The sequence below is a fragment of the Micromonospora sp. NPDC023737 genome (genome assembly GCF_040639715.1).
Taxonomy (GTDB): domain Bacteria; phylum Actinomycetota; class Actinomycetes; order Mycobacteriales; family Micromonosporaceae; genus Micromonospora.
In genome coordinates this window covers 524,876-549,666 of the sequence record NZ_JBFAAL010000003.1, presented here as the reverse complement: position 1 = coordinate 549,666, position 24,791 = coordinate 524,876, and the positions used below count along the sequence as shown (strand labels likewise).

Below are 24,791 nucleotides of genomic sequence, written 5' to 3'. Positions count from 1 at the left end.
GCCGGGCACGGGGGCATCGCCCGGTCCCGGGCACCTAGGCTGGGCTCATGACCGACCAGTACGGCGGGCCCGTCGACGAGTCCTGCGTCCTCACCGAGGGTCCCTGGACACATCGATTCGTCAGCGCGAACGGCAGCCGGTTCCACGTGGTCGAGGCGGGCACCGGGCCGATGGTGCTTTTCCTGCACGGCTTCCCCGAACACTGGTGGGCCTGGCACGAGATGCTCCCGGCCGTCGCCGACGCCGGGTTCCGGGCGGTCGCCGTGGACCTGCGCGGCTACGGTGCCAGCGACAAACCACCCCGGGGGTACGACGGCTACACGCTCGCCGCCGACACCGCTGGGCTGATCCGGGCCCTGGGTGAGCGTTCCGCCACCCTGGTCGGCACCGGTGCGGGGGGCATGGTCGCCTGGACCGCCGCCTCGTTCCACCCGGCACTGGTACGCCGGCTCGTGGTGCTCGGCGCGCCACACCCGCTGCGGCTGCGCGCCGCCATCTTCGCCGATCCACGCGGGCAGTTCGCCGCCTCCACACCGGCCCTGAAGTTCCAGCTACCCCGTTACGAGCACGTGCTGACCCGCGACGGCGGGGCGATCGTGGAGGAGTTGTTGCGCCGGTGGGGCGGGCCGGAGTGGGTGGCCGGCCCGGGTTTCGCCGCGTACGCCGAGCGCTGCCGGGAGGCGATGCGGATCCCGCAGGCCGCGTTCTGCGCCATGGAAGGCTACCGGTGGGCGTTCCGCTCGGTGTTGCGGCTGCACGGCTACCGCTTCGTCAAGCTGATGCAGCGGCCGCTGGTCACCCCGACCCTGCAACTGCACGGCGCGGCCGACGTCGCCGCGCTGCCGCGTACCGCTCAGGGTTCGGGCCGCTACGTGGTCGCCCCGTACGAGTGGCGGCTCCTCGACGGGGTGGGGCACTTCCCGCACCTGGAGGCGCCGGACGTGGTGCTCGGTGAGATCCTGCGCTGGACGAAATCCTGACGCGACAGGCGGTCAGATCCGCTGCTCACGCAGGTCGGTCACCTCGGCGGCGGGCGCCCAGCCCTGGTAGACGCCGAACTCGAAGACCTCGAGCCGCATCGCCTGGGCCACCGGCCACCGGCCACCGGTGTACTCGACCCGCAGCCAGCCGTCGTGTTCGCCGAGCACGATGAACGGCTGCCCCTGCCACCGGCAGGTGGTACGCACGTACGCCAGATCCTCGACCTCGGTCGCCGGGAGCACCCGCACGTACCGGCCGGGCCGGACCTCCTCGAAACCCTCGCCCGCCTCCGGCTGGTAGAGGCGCACGTCGTCGCCGTCCGGGCTGGCCTGGTACTCGCGGCCCCGCCAGCGGGCCACGTAGCCGTCCCTGATCACGCCGCATCCACCTCCCGCCAGCGCAGCGCGTCGCTGTCCAGAATCGCGACGACCCGCTCAGTGCCGTCCGAACCGATCCGCCAGAGCTGAGCGCCGTGCGGCAGCCGGGCGCTGTCCACCTTGAACTCGGCCACCACGTCACTGCTCTCACCGGGCGCGAACCCGTTGCCGCGGAACGGCGGCCGCTCGATGACCCAGCCCTCCATGGCGCGCATGGCCGCCTCGTTCTGGCCGCCGTAGGGGATCCGGTAGAGGCTCGGGCGGTACGCCGGCCAGCGCAGCACGTAGATCTCCTCGGCGTCGCGGGAGAACGGCGACTCGGCGTAGTTCAGACCGAGCGCGTCGTACAGCTGCGCGGGGGTGTTCAGGTGGGCTAGTTCGTTGGCCCGGTGCACGAAGCCGGACACCCGGTCGTAGCCACGCTCCAGGTAGTAGGCGACCTGGCTGGGGGCGACCGCCTTCTGCATCATGACCGGCCGCGACGGGTCGACCGGCTTCGGCGTCGTACGTGGTCCGGTGGCCGGCTCGGCCGGGGCGGCGGGCTCCTCCGCCTCCACGTCGTCGCCGAGGCCGACCTCCGCGGCCCAGTTGGCCAACGCGATGATCTGCTCACCGGGCAACTTCGCGCCGACCGGTGTGCCCGGGTTGACCGCGAACGACCATGCCTCGTCCGGCCAGCGCCGGATGAGCTGCACGAACTTGAACTGGGCGGTCTCCACGTCGTCGCCGACACGCTCGGCCAGCCGCTCCGGCGAGGTGTACACCACGACGAAGGTGTCCGCGTCCAACTCCTCCGTACGCCACACGAAGCCGGGTTCACCGGGCCGGCTACCGGGCGCCGACTCGGCCGCCACCGGCAGGAGCACCCGCGCGAGCAGCAGGGTGGAGAGGAAGGTGTCGGTGCTCCCCGCCCCCGCCGCAGCGAGCAGTTCCTCCTCGACCGCGTTGGCCGGCTGGAACTCGACCGCCGGCTCCTCGACACGGATGGTCGGGTCGCCTGTGTCGGCACTGGGCGGCGCCGCGAACGCGGTGGTGGGTTCGCCATCAGGTGCCGATCCGGTGTCCGGGGTGCCGGCCGTGGCATGTTCCCCGCCCGTCGTGGGCGCGATGTCGTCGGTGGACCCCGCCGGAGGTGCCGCACCGGCGGCGGCCTGCCGGTCCGAACGAGGTGCCCAGAGGTCCACGGGAGCGTCCTCGACGCGCCGGGCCGGGGCCGAGGAGCCGGTCCGGCGCAGGTCGAGCGTCGGGTCGGCCGCAGAGTCGACGGGCAGGTCGCCGGGACGCGGACCACCGGTCACCTTCGGCTGCATCCAGGCGCTGCCCGAGCGGGGAGTCCACGGGTCGTCACCCACCCCCACACCGGCTGAGAGCTGGTTCGGCTCGGCGCGCGGCGTGTCCTGCGGCGAGCCACCCGGCCGGGACGGAGACCAGAGGTCCTCGCCACCGTTGGCGCCCGTCCGAGGCCCCCGGGAGTCGGCGTCGTTCGGGGCGGTAGCGCCCGGATGCGCCCATCCGGTGGCCGGACCGGTCGGATCCACCGGACCGGTCGAGCCCCTTCCCGGTGGGTCGAGGTCCCGGGATTCGATGATGGTGCCCTCGATGACGATGGGCGTGAAGCCTCGGCGGGGTGCCGGTGGGCCGGAAACCGGCTCCGCCATGGACGGTGGCAGTTCCTCCACGGGCTCCGTACCGCCGGGCTCGGAGCGGGGGCGCGGCGGCAGCGGCTGAGTCCGTTCGCCACCCGGGTCGGCACCGGGCCGGCCGGTCGAGGCCGGTGGCCGGATCGGTGCGCCGAACACACCGAAGGCGCGGGTGGGCTCCTCTGCCTGCGGATCCGGCCGGTGGGGCGGCAGGGGCTGCGTCGCCTCCGTCCCGGTTGTCGGGACTCCGGCCGTCCAGTCCGTGTCCTTAGACGGGCGCGGCGGCGGGGTCGTTTCCCGGGTGGCGGCGAAGAAGGCCTGGGTCGCCTCGGCGTCCTTCGGCCCGTCTATCGGACCGCGCCGGGGGAACGGCTGGTCACTACGGCCGAACCGGGAGGGCGGCGCTGCCCGGTCTCCGGGGCGGAGGGGTTCGCGGGACGCCGACCCACGTGATGCCGGCTCGAAGAAGGACCGACGCGGCGCATCGGTGCCGTCACCCGAGGCGGTCCGCCCGTTGCCCGCCGCTGTCTCGGTACGCGCCGACGGAGTTCGGCTGCCGAGGGAGGTGGACCGGTCGGCAGCGGGCGGAGTGAACGGCGCGGCCCGTCCGCCCGCGCCCTGCTCCGCACCCCTCGAACGGGCCGGGTCGGTTTCGGCACCTGGTGCCGACTCGGCCGATCGTCGCGGCAACGCCACGGAAGCCGGCGGCACCCGCCCGGCGGTCTCGGCGCCCACCGCCAGCCCGGCGCCGCGGAACGGGGTTCGCCCCGCCGGCCCGGCCGGGGTGCCGGCGGCCGGTGCCGCCGCCGCGTCCCGACCGGCGTCGGTGGCACGGGCGCGGGCCATCGACTCGGCCCGTTCGAGCCGCGCCCGGGCGCCGAGGGTACGACCGGGCAGCCGTACCTCGCCGCGGGAGAGCTGGGCGACGTACCACGCGGGCAGGTATCCCTCGACGGGCAGACCGGGGTTGATGGCCAGCCACCACTCGGGATTGGGCCATCCGGCGGCAAGGTCCGCGAACGCGGTGCGGCGGCTGGCGCTCGCGTTGTCACCGAGGCACGACCGCAGGGCGGTGGCGGAGGTGAACGCGAGGACGTGGGTGCGGCCGCCGCTGGTCCAGGTGCCCCACCCCGGCTTGGTCTGGCCGGCCGTCGCCTGCGTCGTCGGAAGGAGGAGATCGGTCCGAGCCAGGATCTGGAAGTAGCGCTCCTGGTCGTTGGCGCGTAGCGCGTCCCGCAACGCCGCCTCGGCCTCCGTGGCCGGTTCCCATTCGGTCACGGCCACCTCTCCTCCCGAGAACAGGCCATAGGCATCGCCTACAACCTACAAGGTGGTAACAAGATCACAATGCCAGCCCGCCGGTGGTGCGCCGGGATGCCACAGAGGCGATAACATCCCGTACCGGAGCCGACACGATGCGGAGGCGACCCGATGTCCCGGTCGATGGGGCGCCCGGTCATGGCGGCGCTGGCCGCCGCGCTGCTGGCCGGTGTTCCGGCCGTCGCTCCCGCCCGGCCCGCCGCGGCGTCGAGTCCGGTCCCGGCCGCCGGAGTCACCGATCCGGTGGCCAGTGCGCCGGGATCGGTGGCCGCGCAATCGGCTCGGCTTCGCCACGCGGCCCGGACGGTACTCCTTCCAGCTGCGACGGAGGGACGTCGAGCCGCGCCGCGTTGCGCCACACCGCCGGCTCCCGTCGGGACGGTCACCGCCACACCGTGGCCACAGCAGCGGTACGTCCCCGAACGGCTGGCTCCGCTCGCCACCGGGGAAGGGGTGACGGTGGCGGTCGTCGACTCCGGGGTGGATCGGGAGCATGACCAGCTCACCGGCCGGGTGCTCGACGGCACGGACCTGCTCGACGAGGGCGGCGACGGTACCCGTGACTGTGCCGGCCACGGCACCGGAGTGGCGAGCCTCATCGCCGCCGCGCCCCGGCCCGGCGTAGCGTTCCGCGGCCTGGCGCCGGGCGCCCGGATCCTCCCGGTGCGGGTCAGCGAGCAGCAGGTGGTGGAGGGGCGGGAATCGGGGCGTACGGTCGGCGCCGGCGAGTTCGCCCGGGCCATCCGGTGGGCGGTGGACCACGGCGCGGACGTGCTGAACCTTTCGGTCGTGCTCTACACGGACGATCCGGCCGTACGTGCCGCGGTCGACTACGCGCTGAAACGTGACGTGGTCGTGGTCGCCGCCGCCGGGAACCTGCACGAGGCCGGCGATCCCCCGCCCTACCCGGCGGCCTACGACGGGGTGCTGGGGGTTGGCGCGATCGGAGCGGACGGCTCGCGCGCGCCCTTCTCCCAGACCGGGCCGTACGTCGACCTGGTCGCCCCCGGCAGCGACGTGCTGACGGCCGCGCCCGGTCGGGGCCACCATCGGGCCGAGGGCACCAGTTACGCGGCCCCGTTCGTCGCCGCGACCGCGGCACTGCTGCGCGAGTACCAGCCCCGGCTGAGCGCCGCCCAGGTGGCCCAGCGGATCGTCGCCAGCACCGACCCGGCGCCGGACGGCGGGTACGGGGCCGGGGTGCTCAACCCGTACCGGGCGGTCACCGAGACCACGGGTGGCCCGGCTGCTGGACCCCGGCCGGTGGCCGCACTGGCCGACGACCGGGCCGACCCGGCACGACAGGCGCAGCAGGCCCGGCGGGAGGTAGCCCGCGACCGGGCCCTGGCGGTGGCGGCCGCCCTCGGTGGGGCGGCCGCCGTCGTCGCCCTACTCGCGTACCTGCTGCCGCGTGGCGCTCGCCGCCGCTGGCGCCCGGCCGACCGCGCCTGAACGACCGATGGTGCGGGCCCGGAGCGGGCCGGCACCACCGTCGATGCGGTGATCCGTCGCGCCGGAAGGCCCTGGGGCAGCTCCCGGCACCGGAGTCACTGGAACAGGCCGACGTTCTTCTTCTCGGTGTCCAGATAGTCGGTGGCGGAATCGTCCACCGCGAGTTTGATGTCGCGCAGCATGGCCTGGAGGTCCTGCGAGGCGGCACGCCAACGGGCCTGCCGCTGCTCGTACGCCTGCTGGGCCTCGCCCGTCCAGCCGGACACCAACGGGGCGGCGTCGCGCTCGAGCTGACCGAGCTGCGAGTCGAGCGTGTTCAACGCCTTCTGGATGTCCGCGCTGGCCTGTTGCAGCGCGGCGAAGTTGACGACGAGTACGCCGTTGTCCATTTGTGGAATCCCTCTCCCTGGATCGGAATCTGTCAGAGCGGCAGCTGGATGCCGCCGCGGTTGGTGCCGGCGATACGGCCGGCGGCCTCGCTGTCCGAGACGTCGTACTGCTGCCCGGCCGTACGGATCGCGCCGGCCGTCTCGCGCAGGGCCCGCTGCAACGCGGCCTGATCCTGCGCCCACTGCTGCTTCACCTGCTCGAACGACCGACCACCGGCACCTCGCCAGGCCTGCTGCAACACGCCCAGTTCGGCCAGCAGGCCGCTGAGCATCGACTGCAGGGACTGGTCCACCTGCTCGAACCTGGCCGCGGTCTGCTGCATCACCGCAGCTTCCGCCTGGGTCTGGGACACTTTCGGACCTCACCTCGTCTCATCGGCCTCGGCCGGCCGTGGGTGCGCGCGGAGGCGCGCCTCTCGCACCCGGAAAAGTCGCGGACGGCAGGCACGGGGTCAGCGGAATTCGTGGCTGACGGTAGTCGTCCGGTAGCTCTCCTGCTACCCCGCTCCGCTCCCCTGTGGACAACGCACGACGAGCGATTGGCTCTCCATGTGCGGCATCGCGGACGATACTGTTGCTTCCGCCCGGCCGGCCGCTTCCCGCCGGGGCGGGCACCCCGCTCCACCCGTTGCTGCTGGTGACGGAGAGCGGTCCGGCGTCGGACGATCCACAGCCCGGCCCGCGGTGGCGGCCCGCCCTGGGCGCAGGCGAAGAGCTGACCCCTTCGGACGTGGACATGCTCGGCCGCGTCGACCTGGTGGTGCGGCAACCTCTCGACGCCGACGAGGCCGCCCTGGCCGGCGCGGCGCTGAGGTGGGCCGGCCACGGCTCGCCGGCACCAGAGCCGAGGGACGGCCGGAACAGGTTGGTGGACCGGCACGGGTTCCGCCGCTGGTCGCCGCATGGCACCATCGCCGCCATGGATTTTCTGAAAGGCCTGCTGATCCGGCTGGTCACCACGGCATTCGCCTTCTGGCTGGCCACCCTGTTCATTCCCGGCATCACGCTCGACTCGGATTCGGCTGTCACCACGGTCACCACACTGATCCTGGTGGCGGCGATCTTCGGCGTGGTCAACGCGGTGCTCCAGCCGATCATCAAGACCGTTGGCTGCGGCTTCTACCTGCTGACCCTCGGGCTGATCGCGCTCGTGGTCAACGGCCTGCTCTTCCTGCTCACCAGCTGGATCGCCGGTGAGGCCGGCCTGCCGTTCCACGTCGACGGATTCTGGCCGTCGGCGGTGCTGGGCGCTCTCTTCGTCGGCATCGTGACCTGGGTGCTGGGCGCCATCCTCGACCGCGACTGACCCATCTCGCGGGCCGCTGAGAGCGGCCAGAATGCGGGAATTGGCAGGTGCCACGATGGGATCGTGGGGTTAGCGTCCCAGGGGTGTTCACCCTGATCCGCGACGACGGTTACCTGCTCAGCACCGATCCCGGTCGACTCGACCTGGATCGGGTGCACCACTGGCTCAGCACCGACGCGTACTGGGCGCTCGGCCTCGACCGCGGGACCATGGAGCGGGCCTTCGCCGGCTCGGTCGCGTTCGGCGTCTACCGCCCGGGCGACGGCCGGCAGGTGGCCGTGGCCCGGGCGGTCACCGATGGGGCCACGTTCGCCTGGCTCTGCGACGTCTACGTGGACCCGGGTGAGCGGGGGCACGGGTTGGGCACCTGGCTGGCCGGTGCGGTCCGGGACCACCTGGCCGAGCTCGGCGTACGGCGGATCCTGCTGGCCACGCTGGACGCGCACGGGGTGTACGCGAAGGTCGGCTTCGCACCGGTCGGCCCGGACCATTACCTGCAGCTGGACCAGCGCGGTGGGCCGGTGACGCCGGGCGGTGAGGTAGCGGTGACCGCGGTCGGCGAAACGCCGGTGACCCGGGCCACCCGAAAGGAACCCGGAGGCCCGCCACCCCTTACGGTTGAGGCGTGACACCGCTGCGACTGGGATACCTCTACGGCTTCGGCGCGTACCTGCTCTGGGGTTTCTTCCCGCTCTACCTCAAGCTGCTGCGGCCGACCGGGCCGCTCGAGATCCTGGCGCACCGGATCGTCTGGTCGGTGGCGTTCGTGGCGCTGCTGCTCGCCGCGCTGCGCAACATCGCGTTCCTGCGGGCGCTCGCACGTCGCCCGCGAGCGCTCGTGGCGATCAGCGTCGCCGCGGCGCTGATCGCGGTGAACTGGGGCACCTACATCTACGGCGTGAACTCCGACCGGGTGGTGGAGACCGCGCTCGGTTACTTCATCAACCCGCTGGTGGTCGTGCTGCTCGGCGTGGCTGTGCTGCGCGAACAGCTCCGCCGGGCACAGTGGGTGGCGCTCGGCGTCGGCGGGCTGGCCGTCGCCGTGTTGACCGTCGACTACGGCCACGTGCCGTACCTCGCGCTCACCCTCGCCCTCAGCTTCGGCGGGTACAGCCTGGTCAAGAAGCGGCTCGGGCTGCCCGCGGCGGAGGGGCTCTTCGTCGAGTCGGCGGTACTGGCCCTGCCCGCGCTGGGCTACCTCGGCTGGCTGGCCTCGACCGGCGATGTCACGTTCGGCCACGTCTCGGCGGCGCACACCGCGCTGCTGGTGTTGGCCGGCGCGGCCACCGCGATCCCGCTGCTGCTCTTCGCCGGCGCGGCCAACCGGCTACCGCTCACCAACCTCGGCATGATCCAGTACCTCGCGCCGATCCTCCAGCTCGCGTGCGGTGTGCTGATCTTCCACGAGCCGATGCCGCCGGCCCGGCTGGCCGGTTTCGCGCTGGTCTGGCTCGCGTTGATCGTCTTCACGGCCGACGCGGTACGCAACGCCCGGCGCACTCGGCTCGCCGCTCGTACCAGCGCGCCCGCTCCCGCCGCCGCCGTCCGCTGAGTACCGACGGCCACCGGACGGAGGGCACCGTGGACGAACGTCGGGCTCGGCCCCGCGCTCGACCTCGGCGGCAGCCGGGGCATGGCGCGCTGACGCTCTCGCGCCTGGGCCGTCGACGGTCGGCGATCAGTGGACGTCGTAGCCGAGCACCGGGGTGTCGTCGGCGCGCAGCAGCTCCAGGCGCACCAGCTCCGCGCCGGTGAACCGGGTGACGCCGGTGAACCGTACGCTGTCGCCGGGCGCGGCCAGCCAGGACCCGACCTGCTCGGTCGCCCCGTCCGGGCCGCGCGCCACCAGCCGGAAGGTGTACGCCTTGCCGTAGCCGGGACGCCGGTCGTACCCGCAGCGCATGGTCACCTCCGTGCCCCATCCGGTGGCGGTCAGGGCGAGCTCCGCGTGCACCGGCACGCCGCCGGCCACCGGCTGCATGGCCACCATCCGCAGCTCTTCGGCGGACGGGGCGGTCCGCCGGGGCAGCACGAGGGCCACGCCGACCCCGACGATCAGGGCCAACGCTGCCGCCACGAGCGCGGTCAGCGCGTACCGCCGCCGGCCGGCCGCCCGCTCGCGGCGCCGACGGGTCCGGGCCTCGTCGAGCAGTGCCGGCAGCGACGGACCCGACGTGGGCTGCAGGAACTGCTCCAGTCCAGCCGGGTCGAGCCGGCCGAGCAGCCCGGGCAGTACGGCGAGTTCGGCCACCGCCTCGCGGCACTCGGCGCACCCGGCCAGGTGCCGCTCGTACGCGGCCCGCTCGGCGGGGGCGAGGGCGCCCAGCACGTACGCGCCGTCGTCCTGTGTGAACTCGCAGCGGCTCATTCGGTCACCCCCATCTCAGCCAGGACCAACCGTAGTGAGCGCAGGGCGTAGTGCGTGCGCGACTTGATCGTGCCCGGTGGCACCCCCAGCCGTGATGCCGCCTCCGCCACCGACCGTCCCTGGTAGAAGCACTCGACGAGCACTTCCCGATGGGTGGGGCTGAGCCGGTTCAACGCCTCGGCGACGGTCCACGCCTCCACCGCGCGCTCGGCCTCGTCCACCGCCTCCGGCGGTTCGGGCAGTTCATCGGTGTAGACCTCCCCGACCCGGTTGCCCCGCCGCCGCCAGGCGTCGATGGCCAGGTTGCGTGCGGTGGTGAAGAGCCAGGCACGGACCGAGCCGCGATGCGGATCGAGGGCCTCGGGATGCCGCCAGGCCCTCAGCAGGGTCTCCTGCACCAGGTCCTCGGCGCGCTGCCGATCGCCGTTGACCAGCCGCACGGCGTGCGCGTACAGCGCCTCCGCGTGCTCGTCGTGCAGCGCGCGAAGCAGGTGGGCGTCGTGGTCGCTGATGGCGGTCTCCTCGCTCTCGTCGCGAGCACGGCGATGCGTTCGCTTCGAAATACGGGCGGTGGCCCGGAACGGTTCAGCCGAGCTCGCGCGGCTTCCACGACGCCCATCGCGGTGGACGCGCACCGCGGGGCCCGCTCCCAGCCGTGGCGAGCGGCCTGTCGCGTGCCGGGTCAGTGCTGATCGGCCGCGATGCTGTCGGCGACGGTCCGGGCCGTGGTGAGCAGCTTGGCCCGGACCATCCGGGCGGAGGTCATCATCTCGTTCGCCGGCAGCGCACAGGCGAGCACGACCCGCCGTTCCATGTCCTTGTCCGGGCTGACCAGCACCGCGGCGCAGGCCACCCCGTGGCGGAATTGCCCGAGCTCCAGCTGCATGCCGCGCCGGTCACCGGCGGCGAGATCGGCCTCGAACGTCTCCGAGGTGGTGAGTGTGGCGCTGGTGAACGGACGCATGCCGTACTCGCGTAGGTAGCGGAACCGCTGCTCGGCGGTGAGCGTGGCGAGCAGCGCCTTGCCGAGCGCGGTGGCGTGCGCTCCCTCGTCGAAGCCGGGGACCAGGTCCTCCAGGTACGGGGAGCGGGGCCCCTCGGCGACCGCGCTGACCGCCACCTGACCGCCGACGAACCGGCCGAGGTAGTGGCTGTACCCGGTCTCCGTGGCGGCGCGTCGGAGGGTCTCGCCGACCGCCGGCGGCCCGCGAAACGCCGCCACCAGTTCCCGGTAACGGTCGGCGACCTCCAGCCCCACGATGTACGTGCCGTCCTCACGACGGATGACGTAGCCCTCGTACGCCAGTGTGCGGACAAGGTGGTACGTCGTGGCGACGGTCAACTCGCACCGCCGGGCGATCTGTTTGACGGTCAGTCCTCTGGGCGCACGACCGACCGACTCGAGCACTCGTAGCGCGCGGGAGACGCTGCGGATGAGATCCGAAGGTTCCGCCAGGGGGTCGCGCACAACCACCTCCGCCGCCGGGGACTTACACCATATGAAATTCGGAGCCGCCGCGAAACGACTGTTCGGGTCGAGGATGCCAGATCCTCATCAACGGTCTGTGTACTCGCGGACACGATCCGTGGTCCGTGAAGGCCTGACGTAGGTTTGCCAGACGATGACCGAGACTGCCGCCACCCCGCTCACCGGCACCGCTCCGACCCGCCCTGTGCGGGCCAGCGCGAGTGCCATCGCCGTCACCATCGCCTGTGTCCTGCCCGTCTTCCTGGTCGGCGGTCTCGCCGTGCAGCTGGGCGAGGACCTGAACTTCTCCCCGGCCGGGCTCGGCCTCGTGGTCTCCGTCTACTTCGGGGTGGGCGCGCTCGCGTCGGTGCCGTCCGGCGCTCTCGCCGAACGGTACGGACCGGCGGTGGTCGCCCGCGCCGGCATCCTGCTCTCGGCCACCTGCCTGCTGGCTGTGGCCGCGCTGGCTCACTCGTACGCGGTCCTGCTCGGGCTGCTGGCGGTCAGCGGCGTCGCCAACGCGCTCGGTCAGCTCGCCAGCAACGTCGCGCTCGCCCGGCACGTTCCGCCGCACCGGCAGGGGCTCTCGTTCGGAGTCAAGCAGGCGGCCATCCCGGTCTCCACACTGCTGGCCGGGGCGGCGGTCCCGACGATCGCGCTCACCGCCGGCTGGCGGTGGGCGTTCGTCGCCGCGGGCGCGGCCGCGCTGGCCGCCCTGGCGGCCGTACCCGCCCGTGAGGGCCGGGCGGCGCGGCGGACGGGCCGCGCACGGGCCGGTCGAGGCACCGGCGCTCTCGTGGTCATCGGGGTCGCCGCGACGCTTGCCGCGGCGGCCGCCAACGCGCTGGGCACCTTCGTGGTCGACTCCGCCGCCGCACGCGGACTGGCTCCGGGACTGGCCGGGCTGACGCTCACGCTCGGCAGCGCGGTCTGCGTCGTCGCGCGGATCGGCTCCGGGTGGCTGGCCGACCGCCGGTCCGGTGGGCACGTCGTCGTCATCGCCGCCATGCTGCTGGTGGGCGCGGGCGGGCTCGGTCTGCTCGCGACGGCCGGGGCAGTGCCGTTGGTGGCGGGCGTCGTACTCGGCTTCGGGCTCGGCTGGGCGTGGCCCGGGCTGATGAACTTCGCGGTGGTCCGGCTGCACCCGCAGGCACCGGCCGCCGCCACCTCGATCACGCAGACCGGGGTGTACGCGGGCGGCTGCCTCGGCCCGCTCGGCCTCGGTGCGGTGGCCGCCCGGATCGGCTATTCCGCCATGTGGGGCACGGCTGCGCTGTCGATGCTCGCCGCCGCCGCCCTCATGCTCACCGGCAGCCGCCTCCTGACCCGCCCCTGAGGCGCGTCGATCATCGGGGTGGCGGCGGGAACGATCAGAACGCCCGGCAACCTCATGATCACCGAGGGAGGTCTCGGGGGGTCAGCTGGTGCGGTCGGCCACGAAGTCGCAGAGGGACTCGAGGGCGCGCCGGGCCGGGTTGTCGGGCAGCGGGGCAAGCTTCGAGCGGGCGTCCTCCGCATAGCTGCGGACGGTCTCCCGGGCCCGCTTCAGCGCGGGGCTCTCCCGCAGCAGACCGAGCGCCTCGGCGTGCAGATCGTCGTCGGTGACCGCACCGGCGGAGAGGATCTCGCGCAGCCGAACGGAGGCGGCGTCGGAGTCGTCGCCCGACCGGGCGTACAGCACCGGCAGGGTCGGTACGCCCTCACGCAGGTCGGTGCCGGGGGTCTTACCCGACTGGACCGACTCGGACGCGATGTCGAGCAGGTCGTCGGAGAGCTGGAAGGCGACGCCGATCGTCTCGCCATAGCCGGCCAGCGCCTCGACGTGCTCCGGCGACGCACCGCCGAACAGGCCGCCGAACCGGGCCGAGGTGGCGATCAGTGAACCGGTCTTCCCGGCGATCACCTCGAGGTAGTGCGCCACCGGGTCCTCACCGGTGCGCGGCCCGACGGTCTCGGCGATCTGGCCGTGCACCAGTTGCGAGAAGGTGCGCGCCTGCAGACGTACCGCTTCGGTGCCCAGGTCGGCGGCGACGTCGGCCGCCCGGGCGAAGAGGTAGTCACCGACCAGGATCGCCACCGAGTTGGTCCACCGGGAGTTGGCACTGGGCGCACCCCGGCGCACGACCGCCTCGTCCATCACGTCGTCGTGGTAGAGCGTTGCCAGGTGGGTGAGCTCCATCACCACCGCGGCCGGTACGACCGGCGCGGCACACGGGTCACCGAACTGGGCGCCGAGGGCGACCAGCAGCGGCCGGAACCGCTTGCCACCGGCCTCGACCAGATGCCGGGCGGCCTCCGTGACGAACGGGTCGGCGCTGGCCACACTCGCCCGCAGCTCGACCTCGACGGCTTCCAGGACGGCCAGCACGGACTCCTCGAGGCGGGGATCGGCGAGATAGAGGCCGAGCGCCCCGAACTGACCCGCGCCATGCCGGTTCCGGCGGCCGCCGGAACCGGTGGCACCTGTACCCTCGCCAGCCGGTTTCACCACGCCTCAACCATGCCACACGCGTTCGACCAGCCCCGGGCGGGGGATGCGTGCGACGGCGGCCGCGATCGTACTCGCGGGAGGCCATGCGGACACGCGAAGGCCGGTACGCGTCGGCGTACCGGCCTTCGGGCGGAGCGGATCGTCATCTGACGAATTCGGCGGCCCCTGTGGCCAGATCGAGCAGCGGCGCCGGAGCGACACCGAGAACCAGGGTGGCCACCACGCCGATCATCAGCGCCGCCGAGGTGAGCCCGCCCGGCACCGCGACGGTCGGCGTGGACTCGCCCGGCTCGGACAGCCACATCATCACCACGACCCGCAGGTACGGGAAGGCCAGCACCATGCTGGTCAGCACACCGGCGACCACGAGCCACGCCCGGCCCTCGGCCAACGCCGGCCCGAAGACCGCGAACTTGCTGGTGAAGCCGCTCGTCAACGGGATACCGGCGAAAGCGAGCAGGATGAACGTGAACACGCTGGCGAAGAACGGTGAGCGGCGCCCCAGCCCGGCCCAGCGGGACAGGTGGGTGGCCTCCCCGTCACCGTCACGCACCAGGGTCACCACGGCGAACGCGGCGAGCACCGAGAAGCCGTACGCGACCAGGTAGAACATGGTGCCGGAGAGCCCGTCCTTCGACGGGGCGAGCACTCCCACCAGCAGGTAGCCGGCGTTGGCGATCGAGGAGTACGCCAGCAGCCGCTTGATGTCGGTCTGGGTCACCGCGAGCACCGCGCCGACCAGCATGGTCAGCACCGCCACGACCCCGAGCACCGGCGTGAAGTCCCAGCTGGCGCCGGCGAACGCCACGTGGAAGACCCGCAGCAGGGCGCCGAACGCGGCGACCTTCGTGCAGGCGGCCATGAACGCGGTGACCGGCGTCGGCGCGCCCTGGTAGACGTCCGGCGTCCAGACGTGGAACGGCGCCGCGGCCGCCTTGAACAGCAGGCCGATGGCGAGCAGCGCCATCCCGGCGAAGAGCAGCACCCGGCTGGCCGGCGACTCGTTCACCGCCGCGTTGATGGTGGCGAAGTCGACCCCGGCCGACCGGCCCGGGATGCCGGAGGTGAAGCCGTAGATCAACGCGACGCCGAAGAGGAAGAACGCCGAGGCGTACGCGCCGAGCATGAAGTACTTCAGGGCCGCCTCCTGGCTGAGCAGCCGCCGGCGACGGGCCAGCGCGCAGAGCAGGTAGAGCGGCAGCGAGAAGACCTCGAGCGCGATGAACATGGTCAGCAGGTCGTTCGCCGCCACGAAGATCAGCATGCCGCCGATGGCGAACGTGGCGAGCGGATACACCTCGGTGGTACCGCCGGCGCTCTCGGCCTGCCGCCGGTCCTCTGCCGACTCGGCGGTGATCGCGGCGTGCGCGACGAACGCTCCGCCGCGCTCCACCGCGCGCTCACCGATCAGCAGCAGCGCCATCGCGGCGAGCACCAGGATCGCGCCCTGGAGGAAGAGGGTGGGCCCGTCCACCGCGATTGCCGAGCCAGCGGTGATCAGCCGGTCGTCGGCGTTGAGCACCACCATGGTCAACGCGGCGAGCACCGCGAGCAGCCCCACCGACAGCTGCACCAGGTGCCGCCTGTGCCGCGGCACGAACGCCTCGACCAGGACACCGACCAGTGCGGCCCCCAACATGATCAGGATCGGGGCGAGCGCCGCGTAGTCGATCGACGGCAGCTTCAGTTCACTCACTGGGCCAACCTTCCGTTCGCGACTGGGTCGCTGTTTGCTCGCGACTGCGGAGCGCGCTCCGCGTGCCCGTGGGTGGACTCGCTCACTGTCGCTCGTTCACTCCCCGCGCTCACCGGCTCGCCTCCTGGACGCTCGTGCCCGGTGACGGGGCGGGGTCGGTCTTGCCGATGTCGTTCATGGTCGCCTGCACGGCCGGGTTGATCACATCGGTGACCGGCTTCGGGTAGAAGCCCAGCAGCACGATCAACGCGACCAGGGGCGCGATCACGACCTTCTCGCGCAGGTTGAGGTCACGCCGCATCCCGTCGATCTCGGTCAACGCCGGGTTGAGGGTGCCCTGCGTGGTGCGCTGCACCATCCACAACACGTACGCCGCCGCCAGGATGATGCCGAGGGTGGCGATCACCGCGACCGGCTTGTTCACCGTGAACGAGCCGATCAGCACCAGGAACTCGGAGACGAAGGGCGCGGTGCCGGGCAGCGCGAGCGAGGCCAGACCGGCGAAGAAGAGCACCCCGGCCAGCACCGGAACGAGCTTGCCGGCACCGCCGAAGTCGCTGATCAGCGCCGAGCCGCGGCGCGCGATCAGCATCCCCACCACCAGGAAGAGCAGACCGGTCGCGAGGCCGTGGTTGACCATGTAGAGCACCGCGCCGGTGCCGGCCTGGGTGGTGAAGGCGAAGATGCCCACGCCGATGAAGCCGAAGTGCGCGATGGAGGTGTAGGACACCAGCCGCTTCAGGTCGTTCTGCCCGACGGCGAGGAGCGCGGCGTAGATGATGCCGATCAGCGCGAGCGCGAGCGCCCACGGCGCGAACCACTTCGCCGCGTCCGGGAAGAGCGGCAGGCAGTACCGCAGGATGCCGAAGGTGCCGACCTTGTCGAGCACGCCGACCAGCAGCGCCGCCGCACCGGCCGGCGCCGCGCCACCGGCGTCCGGCAGCCAGGTGTGGAACGGGAAGAACGGCGCCTTGATCGCGAACGCGAGGAAGAAGCCGAGGAAGAGCCAGCGCTCGGTGCCGGTGGAGATGTCCACCTGCGACAGCGCCTGCCAGTCGAAGGTCTTACCGCCGACCACCCAGAGGCCGATCACCGCGGCGAGCATGAACAGGCCGCCGACCAGCGAGTAGAGGAAGAACTTGACGGCCGCGTACTGCCGCTGGTGGCCGCCGTAGCTGCCGATGAGGAAGTACATCGGCACCAGCATGACCTCGAAGAACACGTAGAAGAGGAAGACGTCGGCGGCCGCGAAGACGCCGATCATCGTGCACTCGAGGACGAGCAGCAGCGCGAAGTAGACCGGTACCGACCGCCGAGAGGAATCAGCGTCGTGCCACGACGCCAGGATCACCAGCGGCACCAGCACGGCGATCAGCATCAGCATGACCAGCGCGATGCCGTCGGCGGCGAACGTGAAGTGGACGCCCCAGTTCGGGATCCACGGGTACGACTCGCGGAACTGGAAGCGGTCACCGTCGATCTTGAAGGCGATCCACATCAGGACCGAGAGCACCAGCACGAGCAGCGACCAGACGAACGCCACCTGCTTGGCCAGTTCCGGCCGCCGCCGCGGCAGGAGAGCCACCACCAGGGCACCCACCAGCGGCGCCACGGTCAGCACCGAGAGGAACGGGAAGTTGGACATTATGCGGCCTTACCTCCGTCGTCACTGCGTGGTCCGCCGGCGGGGGCGGCCGGGAAGAGGTCGATCACGCCAGCCACCCCGCCTGTACGGCCAGGAACGCCGCCACCACCAGCAGCGCGCCGGTCAGGATCGAGGTCGCGTACGACCGGACGAAGCCGGTCTGCAGCCGCCGGAGCCGGCCCGATCCTCCGCCGACGGCGGCGGCGAGGCCGTTGACCAACCCGTCCACGCCCCGGTTGTCGAGGAAGACCAGCGCCCGGGTGAGGAAGATGCCCGGCTTCTCGAAGACCGCTTCGTTGAAGGCGTCCGTGTAGAGGTTGCGGCGGGCGGCGGTCACCAGCACCCCGGCCGGCTGCGGCGCGGTGGCCGTGCCGCTGCGGAACAGGAACCAGGCCAGCCCGGCCCCCAGCACGGTCACCAACAGCGAGAGGATGGTGATCACGATGTGCGACAGGACCGGCTCGTGCTCCGCGTGCTCCCCGCCGAGGCCCGCCGTGGCGGTCAGCCAGTCGGGCACCGAGGTGGAGAGCAGGAAACCCGCGCCGATCGAGCCGATCGCCAGCAGGATCAGCGGAACGGTCATCAGCTTCGGCGACTCGTGCGGGTGCTCGATCTCCTCGGTCCAGCGCTTCGGCCCGTGGAAGGTGAGCACGAAGAGCCGGGTCATGTAGAACGCGGTCAACCCCGCGCCGAGCAGCGCCGCCCCGCCGAAGAGCCAGGCCGTCCAGTCCTCCCGCTCGAAGGCGGCCACGATGATCGGCTCCTTCGAGAAGTAGCCCGACAGCGGCGGGATGCCGATGATGGCCAGCCAGCCCATCATGAACGTGATCCAGGTGATCCGCATGTGCTTGGCCAGCCCGCCGAAGCGGCGGATGTCAACCTGGTCCTTCATCCCGTGCATCACGGACCCGGCCCCGAGGAACATGTTGGCCTTGAAGAAGCCGTGCGCCAGCAGGTGGATGATGGCCAGCGCGTACGCGCCGCCGCCGAGGCCGACACCGAGGAACATGTAGCCGATCTGGCTGACCGTCGACCACGCCAGCACCCGCTTGATGTCGTCCTTCGCCGCACCGATGATGCAGCCCAGCAGCAGGGTCAGCGCGCCGACACTCACCACCACCAGCTGGAGCGTGGTGTTGGCCGAGAAGACCGGGTTGGACCGGGCGATCAGGTAGACACCGGCGGTGACCATGGTGGCCGCGTGGATGAGCGCCGACACCGGAGTCGGGCCCTCCATCGCGTCCGGCAGCCACGCCTGGAGCGGGAACTGGCCGGACTTGCCGGTCGCACCGAGCAGCAGCAGCAGGCCGAGCACGAGCACGGTGCCGCCGGTCAGCGCACCGACGTTCGAGAAGACCTCGTCGTACTGGGTGGTGCCGAGGGTGGCGAACATGATGAAGATGCCGATGGCCAGGCCGGCGTCACCGACCCGGTTCATCAGGAACGCCTTCTTGCCGGCCGTGGCCGCGCTCGGCCGCCCGTACCAGAAGGAGATCAGCAGGTACGACGCCAGACCGACGCCCTCCCAGCCGAAGTAGAGCATCACGTAGTTGTTGCCGAGCACCAGCAGCAGCATGGCCGCGACGAACAGGTTGAAGTACGCGAAGAACCGCCGCCGGCCTTCGTCGTGCGCCATGTACTCGACCGCGTAGAGGTGGATCAGGAAGCCCACCCCGGTGATCAGCAGTACGAAGACCGCGGCCAGCGGGTCGAAGAGCAGACCGAAGTCCACGTGCAGGCCGCCGACCGAGATGAAGTCCCAGAGGCTCAGCTCGACGGACTTGTTCTCCAGACCACGCAGCTGGAAGAACGAGGTGAGGCCGAGCACGAACGACGCGCCGATGGCGGTCACCCCGAGCCAGTGCCCCCACCGGTCGGCGCGCCGGCCGAGCAGCAGCAGGATCGCCGCGCTGACCAGCGGGATCGCCACCAGCAGCCAGACGCCGCCGAGCAGGCCGTCCGCCGTCGCGTAGGTGACGGCCCCCGCCGGCTCCGCCGGGGCGTTCGTCAGAATCTCTCCCACCGCAGGCCCCTCTAGTACTTGAGCAGGTTGGCGTCGTCGACGCTCGCCGAGCGCCGGGTCCGGAAGATCGCCATGATGATCGCGAGGCCGACCACGACCTCCGCCGCGGCCACCACCATCACGAAGAACGCCATGATCTGGCCGTTGAGGTCACCGTTGATCCGGCTGAAGGTGACCAGCGTCAGGTTGGCCGCGTTGAGCATCAGCTCGACGCACATGAACAGCACGATCGCGTTGCGGCGGATGAGCACCCCGGCGGCGCCGATGGTGAAGAGGATCGCCGCGAGCACGAGGTAGTAGTCAGGAGTCACTTTTCTGTGCCCTTCAGCGAGGTCTCCTGCGCGGTCAGCTCGCGGACCGGCAGGATGTCCGGCGTGCTCCGCTCGGTGAGTCGACCGTCCGGCAGCCGGGCGGGCGTGGCGACCGAGCTGGAGGTGGCGAAGACACCCGGGCCGGGCTTCGGGCCGGGGTAGTTGCCGGGCCGGAAGCGGGCCTTCATGGTGGCGATCTGGTCCATCTTGTCCTGCTTGCGCCGCTCGATGTGCGCCAGCACCATCGCGCCGACCGCCGCCGTGATCAGCAGCGCCGAGGTCAGCTCGAAGGCGAAGACGTACTTGGTGAAGAGCAGTCGCGCGATGCCTTGGACGTTCCCCTCGGCGTTCGCCTGCGTCAGGCCGGCCGCCGTGGTGCCCTCCAGCGCCCGGTAGATGCCGCCGCCGACCAGGCCGGCGAATCCGAGGCCGAGCAGGATCGCGGCGGTCCGCTGCCCGCGCAGCGTCTCGATGAGCGAGTCGGACGCGTCCCGTCCGACCAGCATGAGCACGAACAGGAAGAGCATCATGATCGCGCCGGTGTAGACGATGATCTGCACCATGCCGATGAACGGTCCGGCCTGGAGCACGTAGAACACGCCCAGGCAGAGCATGGACAGCACCAGCCAGAGCGCGGAGTGCACCGCGTTGCGGGCGGCCACCGTCCCGATCGCGCCGATCAGCGCGAGCGGGGCGAGGATCCAGAAGGTGACCTCCTCACCGCCGGACACCCCGCCCGCGGCGGCGAGCACCGTCTGCGTGGTCATGCCTTGCCCCCCTTGCCCGCGGCGGCCCGCTGGGCGTGCTGCTCGGTGCCCGGGAAGGTGACACCGGGGTGTTCCTCCACCTGGTACCGGCCCGGGCTGTTGGCCGCGTGCTCAGCTCCGGCCGAGGTGCCCGGGTTGGTCAGCCCGCCGACGTAGTAGTCCTTCTCGCTGTCGCCGAGCCGCATCGGGTGCGGCGGCTGCTCCATGCCCGGCAGCAGCGGCGCGAGCAACTGCTCCTTCGTGAAGATCAGGTCCTGCCGGTTGTCCCGGGCCAGCTCGTACTCGTTGCTCATGGTCAGCGAACGAGTCGGGCAGGCCTCGATGCAGAGCCCGCAGAAGATGCACCGCGCGTAGTTGATCTGGTAGATGCTGGCGTACCGCTCACCCGGGGAGAAGCGCTGCTCCTCGGTGTTGTCGCCACCCTCCACGTAGATCGCGTCGGCCGGGCAGGCCCAGGCGCACAGCTCGCACCCGATGCACTTCTCCAGCCCGTCCGGGTGCCGGTTGAGGATGTGCCGCCCGTGGTAGCGCGGCGCGGAGACCGGCGGCTTGAACGGGTAGTCGGTCGTGACCACCTTCCTGAACATGTGCGAAAAGGTGACCCCGAAGCCCTTGAACGTTCCGGTGATCGCGCCCACGTCACACCTCCCTGGACTCCGAGCCGGCGGTGACGTTGGCCGGCTCCCGCTCGGCGACCACGCGCCTGGTGCGCGGGCTCGGTGGGACCTGAAGGTCCATCGGCGGCAGCGGGAAGCTGCCGTGCGGACGGTTGTTGACCTGCTCCTGGACGGTTTCCTTCGGCTGCGGCTTGCGGCTCGGCCAGAGGAGCGTGAGCAGGAGCAGCACGCCGGCCGGGACGCCGACCGCGATCAGCTTGCCCTGGGTGTCCCAGTCCTCGATCGACCGCAGGCCGCTGAGCACCAGGATCCAGACCAGGTTGATCGGCAGCAGCACCTTCCAGCCGAACCGCATGAACTGGTCGTAGCGCAGCCGGGGCAGCGTGCCGCGCAGCCACACGAAGACGAAGACCAGGGCGATGACCTTGCCGAAGAACCAGATCATCGGCCACCAACCGGAGTTGGCGCCCTCCCAGAGGGTGATCGGCCAGGGGGCTCGCCAGCCGCCGAAGAAGAGCGTCGTGGTGACCGCGGACATCGTCACCATCGAGACGTACTCGGAGAGCATGAAGAGCGCGAACTTCAGCGAGCTGTACTCGGTCATGAAGCCGGCCACCAGCTCGGACTCCGCCTCGGGCAGGTCGAACGGCGCCCGGTTGGTCTCGCCGACGGTGGCGATGAAGAAGATGACGAAGCTCGGCAGCAGCAGGATCGCGTACCAGCCGGGGGCCGGGATCTGGGTGCCGAAGAGACTGAGCTGGGTGGCGTCACCCTGCTTCGCGACGATCCCGCTGGTGCTCATCGTGCCGGCGGTCATGAACACCGCCACGATGCTCAGCCCCATCGCGACCTCGTACGAGATCATTTGGGCGCTGGAGCGCAGGCCGCCGAGCAGCGGGTAGGTGGATCCGGAGGCCCAGCCGCCGAGCACGATGCCGTAGATGCCCATCGACGAGCAGGCCAGCAGCACCAGCACCGCCACCGACACGTCGGTGACCTGCAACGGAGTCCAGTGGCCGAAGATGCTCACCATCGGACCGAACGGCACCACCGACAGCGCGGTGACCGCGCAGATCACCGAGATGGTCGGGGCGAAGAAGTAGACGACCTTGTCGGCTGCCCGCGGGAGGATGTCCTCCTTGAAGGCCATCTTCAGACCGTCGGCCAGGGTCTGCAGCAGACCGAGCGGGCCGACCTGATTGGGGCCGGGCCGCACCTGCATGTAGCCCACGACACGCCGTTCGAACCAGACACCGAGCAGGGTGGCCAGGACCGCGAAGACGAAGGCGAAGGCGACCTTGATCAGGACCAGCCACCACGGATCCTTGCCGAAGTCGGCCAGGGTCGGGTCCTGGGCCAGGTAGACCGCGTTCATCGTGCCCACCTCTCGTTCACGACTGCGGGGCTCACTCGCGCACTCCTCGCGCTCACTGGGACGCACCCCCGGAGTTGAGCAGCGGACCCGGGAGGCCGGCCTCGTCCGCCGCCACCCGGCCGGCCGGCACGGACGCGGTCGGGGCGGGAACGGAGATCCGGACCACCGTGCCGGACGTCGCACCGAGGCTGCGCCGGACGGTCGCGCCGGGCGAGTTGGTGGGCAGCCAGACCACACCGTCCGGCATCTCGGTGATGGCGGCCGGCAGCGTCACCGCGCCCCGGTCGGTCCCGACCGTCACCGCGTCGCCGTCCGCGACGCCCAGCGCCTCGGCGGTGCCCTTGCCGACCCGCACCACCGGCGGGCGGGCGGTGCCGGCCAGGTGCTCGTCGCCGTCGAGGAGGCTGCCCAGGTCGATCAGCTGGTGCCAGGTGGCGAGCACCGCCTCCCCGGCACCCGGCTGCGGCACGGCCGCCGGGTCCACCGACGGGGCGACGGGACGGGTGGTCCGGGTGGGCGGCAGTGAGCCCAGCTCGCGGCGGATGCTGGGCACATCGCCGGTGCCCAGCCGCACGTCGAGCTGAGCGGCGAGCGCGTCCAGCACCCGGCCGTCGGTCATCGCGGCCGTCTGCAGCACCGCCTCGAAGGTGCGCAGGCGGCCCTCCCAGTCGACGAAGCTGCCCGCCTTCTCGTCCACCGGGGCGACGGGGAAGACCACGTCGGCACGCCGGGTCACCGCGCTGTTGCGGAGCTCCAGGCTCACCAGGAACGGCACGTTCTCCAGGGCCTGCTCGGCCAGGCGCGGGTCGGCCAGGTCGGCCGGGTCGACCCCGGCCACGACCAGGGCACCGAGCCGACCGTTGGCGGCCGCCGTGAGGATGCCGTCGGTGTCCCGGCCGGCCTGGCTCGGGATCACCCCGGCCGCGATGTCCCAGGCCTCGCCCAGTTCGGCGCGGGCGCCCGGCTCGGTGACCAGACGACCGCCGGGAAGCAGGTTCGGCAGGCAACCGGCGTCGACCGCGCCGCGGTCACCCGCGCGCCGCGGCACCCAGGCCAGCTTGGCGCCGGTACGCCGGGCCACGTCCGCGGCGGCGGAGAGCCCACCGGGCACCTCGCCGAGCCGCTCACCGACGATCAGGATGGCGCCCTCGGTGCTCAGCGCCTCGGTGACCGTGGCGTGCTCGGCGAGGACGCTCGCCTCCTCACCCGGCACCACTCGGGCCAGCTTGGCACCGAGCTTCTCCAGGCCACGGGTGGCGAACGGAGCGATCGCGTACACCCGGAGGCCGCGCTTGGTGTACGCCTTGCGCAGCCGCAGGAAGAGGACCGGGCACTCCTCCTCCGGCTCGATCCCGACCAGCACCACGGCCGGCGCCTTCTCGACGTCGGCGTACGTCACGTCGGTGACGCCGGCGACCGAGCTGGCCAGGAAGTCGGCCTCCTCCCGGGAGACCGGCCGGGCCCGGAAGTCGATGTCGTTGGTGTTCAAGGCGACCCGGGCGAACTTCGCGTACGCGTAGGCGTCCTCGACGGTCAGCCGACCACCGGTGAGCACCCCGGCACCCTGCCCGGAGTCCCGGGCGGCCCGCAGCCCTTCGGCGGCCACGGTGAGCGCCTCGCTCCAGGACGCCTCCCGCAGCTCACCGGTGCGTTCGTCGCGGACCAGCGGGTTGGTGAGCCGGTCGTGCGCCCGGGTGTACTGGAAGCCCCACCGGCCCTTGTCGCAGTTCCACTCCTCGTTCACCGCCGGGTCGTCGCCGGCCAGCCGCCGCAGCACCCGGCCCCGTCGCCAGTCCGTACGCTGCGCGCAGCCGGCCGAACAGTGCTCGCACACGCTCGGGGTGGAGACCAGGTCGAACGGGCGGGCCCGGAACCGGTACTGCGTGCCGGTGAGCGCGCCGACCGGGCAGATCTGCACGGTGTTGCCGGAGAAGTAGGAGTTGAACGGGACGTCGCCCGCGTCGCCCTCCGCGCCGTACGCGTCGTCGCGGTAGATGTTGATCTCCTCCGCGGACGACCGGTTCATCAGGTCGATGAACTTGTCGCCGGCGATCTCCTCGGAGAACCGGGTGCACCGCTGGCAGAGCACACAACGCTCCCGGTCGAGCAGCACCTGGCTGCTGATCGGCAGTGGCTTCGGGTACTCCCGCTTGTGCTCGTGGAACCGCGAGTCCGTCCGGCCGGTGGACATCGCCTGGTTCTGCAGGGGGCACTCGCCGCCCTTGTCGCACATCGGGCAGTCGAGGGGGTGGTTGAGCAGCAGCAGCTCCATGACCCCCTCCTGCGCCTTCTTGGCGACCGGGGAGCTGAGCTGGGTACGGACCACCATCCCGTCGGCGACGGTCTGGGTGCACGAGGCGACCGGCTTGCGCTGCCCCTCCACCTCGACCAGGCACTGCCGGCACGCGCCGGCCGGGGCCAGCAGCGGGTGGTCGCAGAACCGGGGGATCTCGGTGCCCATCTGCTCGGCGACCCGGATCAGCAGCGCCCCCTTGGGAGCGGTGACCTCGACCCCGTCGATGGTGAGGGTGACGGTTTCCGGGGCCTTGACGACGTCAGTCATGT

22 protein-coding genes are annotated in these 24,791 nt (G+C 71.8%); 6 read left to right on the top strand and 16 right to left on the bottom strand.

The window, feature by feature from the left end; translation table 11 throughout:
- The first annotated feature begins 47 nt into the window (after positions 1-47).
- Complete coding sequence (locus AB0F98_RS11390) at positions 48-980, top strand: alpha/beta hydrolase (protein WP_357732368.1); 933 nt, start codon at positions 48-50, stop codon at positions 978-980.
- A gap of 12 nt (positions 981-992) precedes the next feature.
- Here the strand turns inward: AB0F98_RS11390 and AB0F98_RS11385 are convergent, their stop codons facing one another.
- On the bottom strand, positions 993-1,358 hold the full coding sequence (locus AB0F98_RS11385; protein ID WP_350785162.1) for a hypothetical protein: 366 nt from the start codon (positions 1,356-1,358) through the stop codon (positions 993-995).
- A complete protein-coding gene (locus AB0F98_RS11380) occupies positions 1,355-4,276 on the bottom strand; it encodes an SseB family protein (protein WP_357732365.1) in 2,922 nt (973 codons plus the stop codon). Before AB0F98_RS11380 ends, AB0F98_RS11385 begins: the two co-directional genes overlap by 4 nt.
- Before the next feature lie 153 nt (positions 4,277-4,429).
- Here AB0F98_RS11380 and mycP point away from each other — a divergent pair, with 153 nt between their 5' ends.
- Positions 4,430-5,770 carry a type VII secretion-associated serine protease mycosin gene (gene mycP, locus AB0F98_RS11375; protein WP_357732362.1) on the top strand — a complete coding sequence of 447 codons (1,341 nt, stop codon included), beginning with the start codon at positions 4,430-4,432 and terminating at the stop codon, positions 5,768-5,770.
- Positions 5,771-5,865: 95 nt separating this feature from the next.
- Here the strand turns inward: mycP and AB0F98_RS11370 are convergent, their stop codons facing one another.
- Together AB0F98_RS11370 and AB0F98_RS11365 are read right to left on the bottom strand one after the other, a co-directional pair.
- On the bottom strand, positions 5,866-6,159 hold the full coding sequence (locus AB0F98_RS11370) for a WXG100 family type VII secretion target (protein WP_350785167.1): 294 nt from the start codon (positions 6,157-6,159) through the stop codon (positions 5,866-5,868).
- A 32-nt stretch (positions 6,160-6,191) separates the two neighbouring features.
- Positions 6,192-6,512: a WXG100 family type VII secretion target gene (locus AB0F98_RS11365; protein ID WP_357732358.1), complete on the bottom strand. Its 321-nt coding sequence runs from the start codon at positions 6,510-6,512 to the stop codon at positions 6,192-6,194.
- A gap of 566 nt (positions 6,513-7,078) precedes the next feature.
- Between AB0F98_RS11365 and AB0F98_RS11360 the strand changes: the two genes are divergently transcribed.
- The 3 genes from AB0F98_RS11360 to rarD all read left to right on the top strand — a co-directional run bounded on the left by AB0F98_RS11360 (position 7,079) and on the right by rarD (position 9,017).
- Positions 7,079-7,465 carry a phage holin family protein gene (locus AB0F98_RS11360; RefSeq protein ID WP_357732506.1) on the top strand — a complete coding sequence of 129 codons (387 nt, stop codon included), beginning with the start codon at positions 7,079-7,081 and terminating at the stop codon, positions 7,463-7,465.
- A gap of 83 nt (positions 7,466-7,548) precedes the next feature.
- Positions 7,549-8,094, top strand: coding sequence for a GNAT family N-acetyltransferase (locus tag AB0F98_RS11355; RefSeq protein ID WP_357732356.1), 546 nt, complete (start codon positions 7,549-7,551; stop codon positions 8,092-8,094).
- Positions 8,091-9,017 carry an EamA family transporter RarD gene (rarD, locus tag AB0F98_RS11350; RefSeq protein ID WP_357732353.1) on the top strand — a complete coding sequence of 309 codons (927 nt, stop codon included), beginning with the start codon at positions 8,091-8,093 and terminating at the stop codon, positions 9,015-9,017. The genes AB0F98_RS11355 and rarD overlap by 4 nt, the downstream gene beginning before the upstream one ends.
- Before the next feature lie 126 nt (positions 9,018-9,143).
- Here the strand turns inward: rarD and AB0F98_RS11345 are convergent, their stop codons facing one another.
- From AB0F98_RS11345 to AB0F98_RS11335, 3 genes are all read right to left on the bottom strand, one after another.
- Positions 9,144-9,833: a zf-HC2 domain-containing protein gene (locus AB0F98_RS11345; RefSeq protein ID WP_357732350.1), complete on the bottom strand. Its 690-nt coding sequence runs from the start codon at positions 9,831-9,833 to the stop codon at positions 9,144-9,146.
- Entirely contained in the window at positions 9,830-10,345 is a 516-nt protein-coding gene (locus AB0F98_RS11340) for a sigma-70 family RNA polymerase sigma factor (protein WP_357732503.1), read from the bottom strand. The genes AB0F98_RS11345 and AB0F98_RS11340 overlap by 4 nt, the downstream gene beginning before the upstream one ends.
- A gap of 170 nt (positions 10,346-10,515) precedes the next feature.
- Positions 10,516-11,301 carry an IclR family transcriptional regulator C-terminal domain-containing protein gene (locus AB0F98_RS11335; RefSeq protein ID WP_357732346.1) on the bottom strand — a complete coding sequence of 262 codons (786 nt, stop codon included), beginning with the start codon at positions 11,299-11,301 and terminating at the stop codon, positions 10,516-10,518.
- A gap of 154 nt (positions 11,302-11,455) precedes the next feature.
- Here AB0F98_RS11335 and AB0F98_RS11330 point away from each other — a divergent pair, with 154 nt between their 5' ends.
- Positions 11,456-12,637, top strand: coding sequence for an MFS transporter (locus tag AB0F98_RS11330; RefSeq protein ID WP_357732343.1), 1,182 nt, complete (start codon positions 11,456-11,458; stop codon positions 12,635-12,637).
- A gap of 81 nt (positions 12,638-12,718) precedes the next feature.
- Here the strand turns inward: AB0F98_RS11330 and AB0F98_RS11325 are convergent, their stop codons facing one another.
- The 9 genes from AB0F98_RS11325 to AB0F98_RS11285 form a co-directional block, all read right to left on the bottom strand.
- Positions 12,719-13,792, bottom strand: coding sequence for a polyprenyl synthetase family protein (locus AB0F98_RS11325; protein ID WP_357732340.1), 1,074 nt, complete (start codon positions 13,790-13,792; stop codon positions 12,719-12,721).
- Between the two features lie 142 nt (positions 13,793-13,934).
- Entirely contained in the window at positions 13,935-15,488 is a 1,554-nt protein-coding gene (nuoN, locus tag AB0F98_RS11320; RefSeq protein WP_357732337.1) for an NADH-quinone oxidoreductase subunit NuoN, read from the bottom strand.
- Between the two features lie 109 nt (positions 15,489-15,597).
- A complete protein-coding gene (locus AB0F98_RS11315; RefSeq protein WP_357732334.1) occupies positions 15,598-17,133 on the bottom strand; it encodes an NADH-quinone oxidoreductase subunit M in 1,536 nt (511 codons plus the stop codon).
- A 64-nt stretch (positions 17,134-17,197) separates the two neighbouring features.
- Complete coding sequence (gene nuoL, locus AB0F98_RS11310; RefSeq protein WP_357732330.1) at positions 17,198-19,156, bottom strand: NADH-quinone oxidoreductase subunit L; 1,959 nt, start codon at positions 19,154-19,156, stop codon at positions 17,198-17,200.
- An 11-nt stretch (positions 19,157-19,167) separates the two neighbouring features.
- Complete coding sequence (gene nuoK / locus AB0F98_RS11305; protein ID WP_076469149.1) at positions 19,168-19,467, bottom strand: NADH-quinone oxidoreductase subunit NuoK; 300 nt, start codon at positions 19,465-19,467, stop codon at positions 19,168-19,170.
- On the bottom strand, positions 19,464-20,234 hold the full coding sequence (locus AB0F98_RS11300; protein WP_076469147.1) for an NADH-quinone oxidoreductase subunit J: 771 nt from the start codon (positions 20,232-20,234) through the stop codon (positions 19,464-19,466). The genes nuoK and AB0F98_RS11300 overlap by 4 nt, the downstream gene beginning before the upstream one ends.
- A complete protein-coding gene (gene nuoI / locus AB0F98_RS11295) occupies positions 20,231-20,872 on the bottom strand; it encodes an NADH-quinone oxidoreductase subunit NuoI (protein WP_357732326.1) in 642 nt (213 codons plus the stop codon). Before nuoI ends, AB0F98_RS11300 begins: the two co-directional genes overlap by 4 nt.
- A 1-nt stretch (position 20,873) precedes the next feature.
- Positions 20,874-22,226, bottom strand: a complete 1,353-nt coding sequence (gene nuoH, locus AB0F98_RS11290; protein ID WP_357732323.1) for an NADH-quinone oxidoreductase subunit NuoH — start codon at positions 22,224-22,226, stop codon at positions 20,874-20,876.
- A gap of 52 nt (positions 22,227-22,278) precedes the next feature.
- Positions 22,279-24,789, bottom strand: a complete 2,511-nt coding sequence (locus AB0F98_RS11285) for an NADH-quinone oxidoreductase subunit G (protein WP_357732320.1) — start codon at positions 24,787-24,789, stop codon at positions 22,279-22,281.
- Positions 24,790-24,791: the final 2 nt, after the last annotated feature.

What these genes read in the sequence shown, in the direction of transcription:
- AB0F98_RS11390 (WP_357732368.1), top strand. Translation starts at nt 48, where the DNA reads ATGACCGACCAGTACGGCGGGCCCGTCGACGAGTCCTGCGTCCTCACC.
- mycP (WP_357732362.1), top strand. Translation starts at nt 4,430, where the DNA reads ATGTCCCGGTCGATGGGGCGCCCGGTCATGGCGGCGCTGGCCGCCGCG.
- AB0F98_RS11370 (WP_350785167.1), bottom strand. Translation starts at nt 6,159, where the DNA reads ATGGACAACGGCGTACTCGTCGTCAACTTCGCCGCGCTGCAACAGGCC.
- AB0F98_RS11360 (WP_357732506.1), top strand. Translation starts at nt 7,079, where the DNA reads ATGGATTTTCTGAAAGGCCTGCTGATCCGGCTGGTCACCACGGCATTC.
- AB0F98_RS11345 (WP_357732350.1), bottom strand. Translation starts at nt 9,833, where the DNA reads ATGAGCCGCTGCGAGTTCACACAGGACGACGGCGCGTACGTGCTGGGC.
- AB0F98_RS11330 (WP_357732343.1), top strand. Translation starts at nt 11,456, where the DNA reads ATGACCGAGACTGCCGCCACCCCGCTCACCGGCACCGCTCCGACCCGC.
- AB0F98_RS11315 (WP_357732334.1), bottom strand. Translation starts at nt 17,133, where the DNA reads ATGTCCAACTTCCCGTTCCTCTCGGTGCTGACCGTGGCGCCGCTGGTG.
- AB0F98_RS11300 (WP_076469147.1), bottom strand. Translation starts at nt 20,234, where the DNA reads ATGACCACGCAGACGGTGCTCGCCGCCGCGGGCGGGGTGTCCGGCGGT.
- nuoH (WP_357732323.1), bottom strand. Translation starts at nt 22,226, where the DNA reads ATGAACGCGGTCTACCTGGCCCAGGACCCGACCCTGGCCGACTTCGGC.
- AB0F98_RS11285 (WP_357732320.1), bottom strand. Translation starts at nt 24,789, where the DNA reads ATGACTGACGTCGTCAAGGCCCCGGAAACCGTCACCCTCACCATCGAC.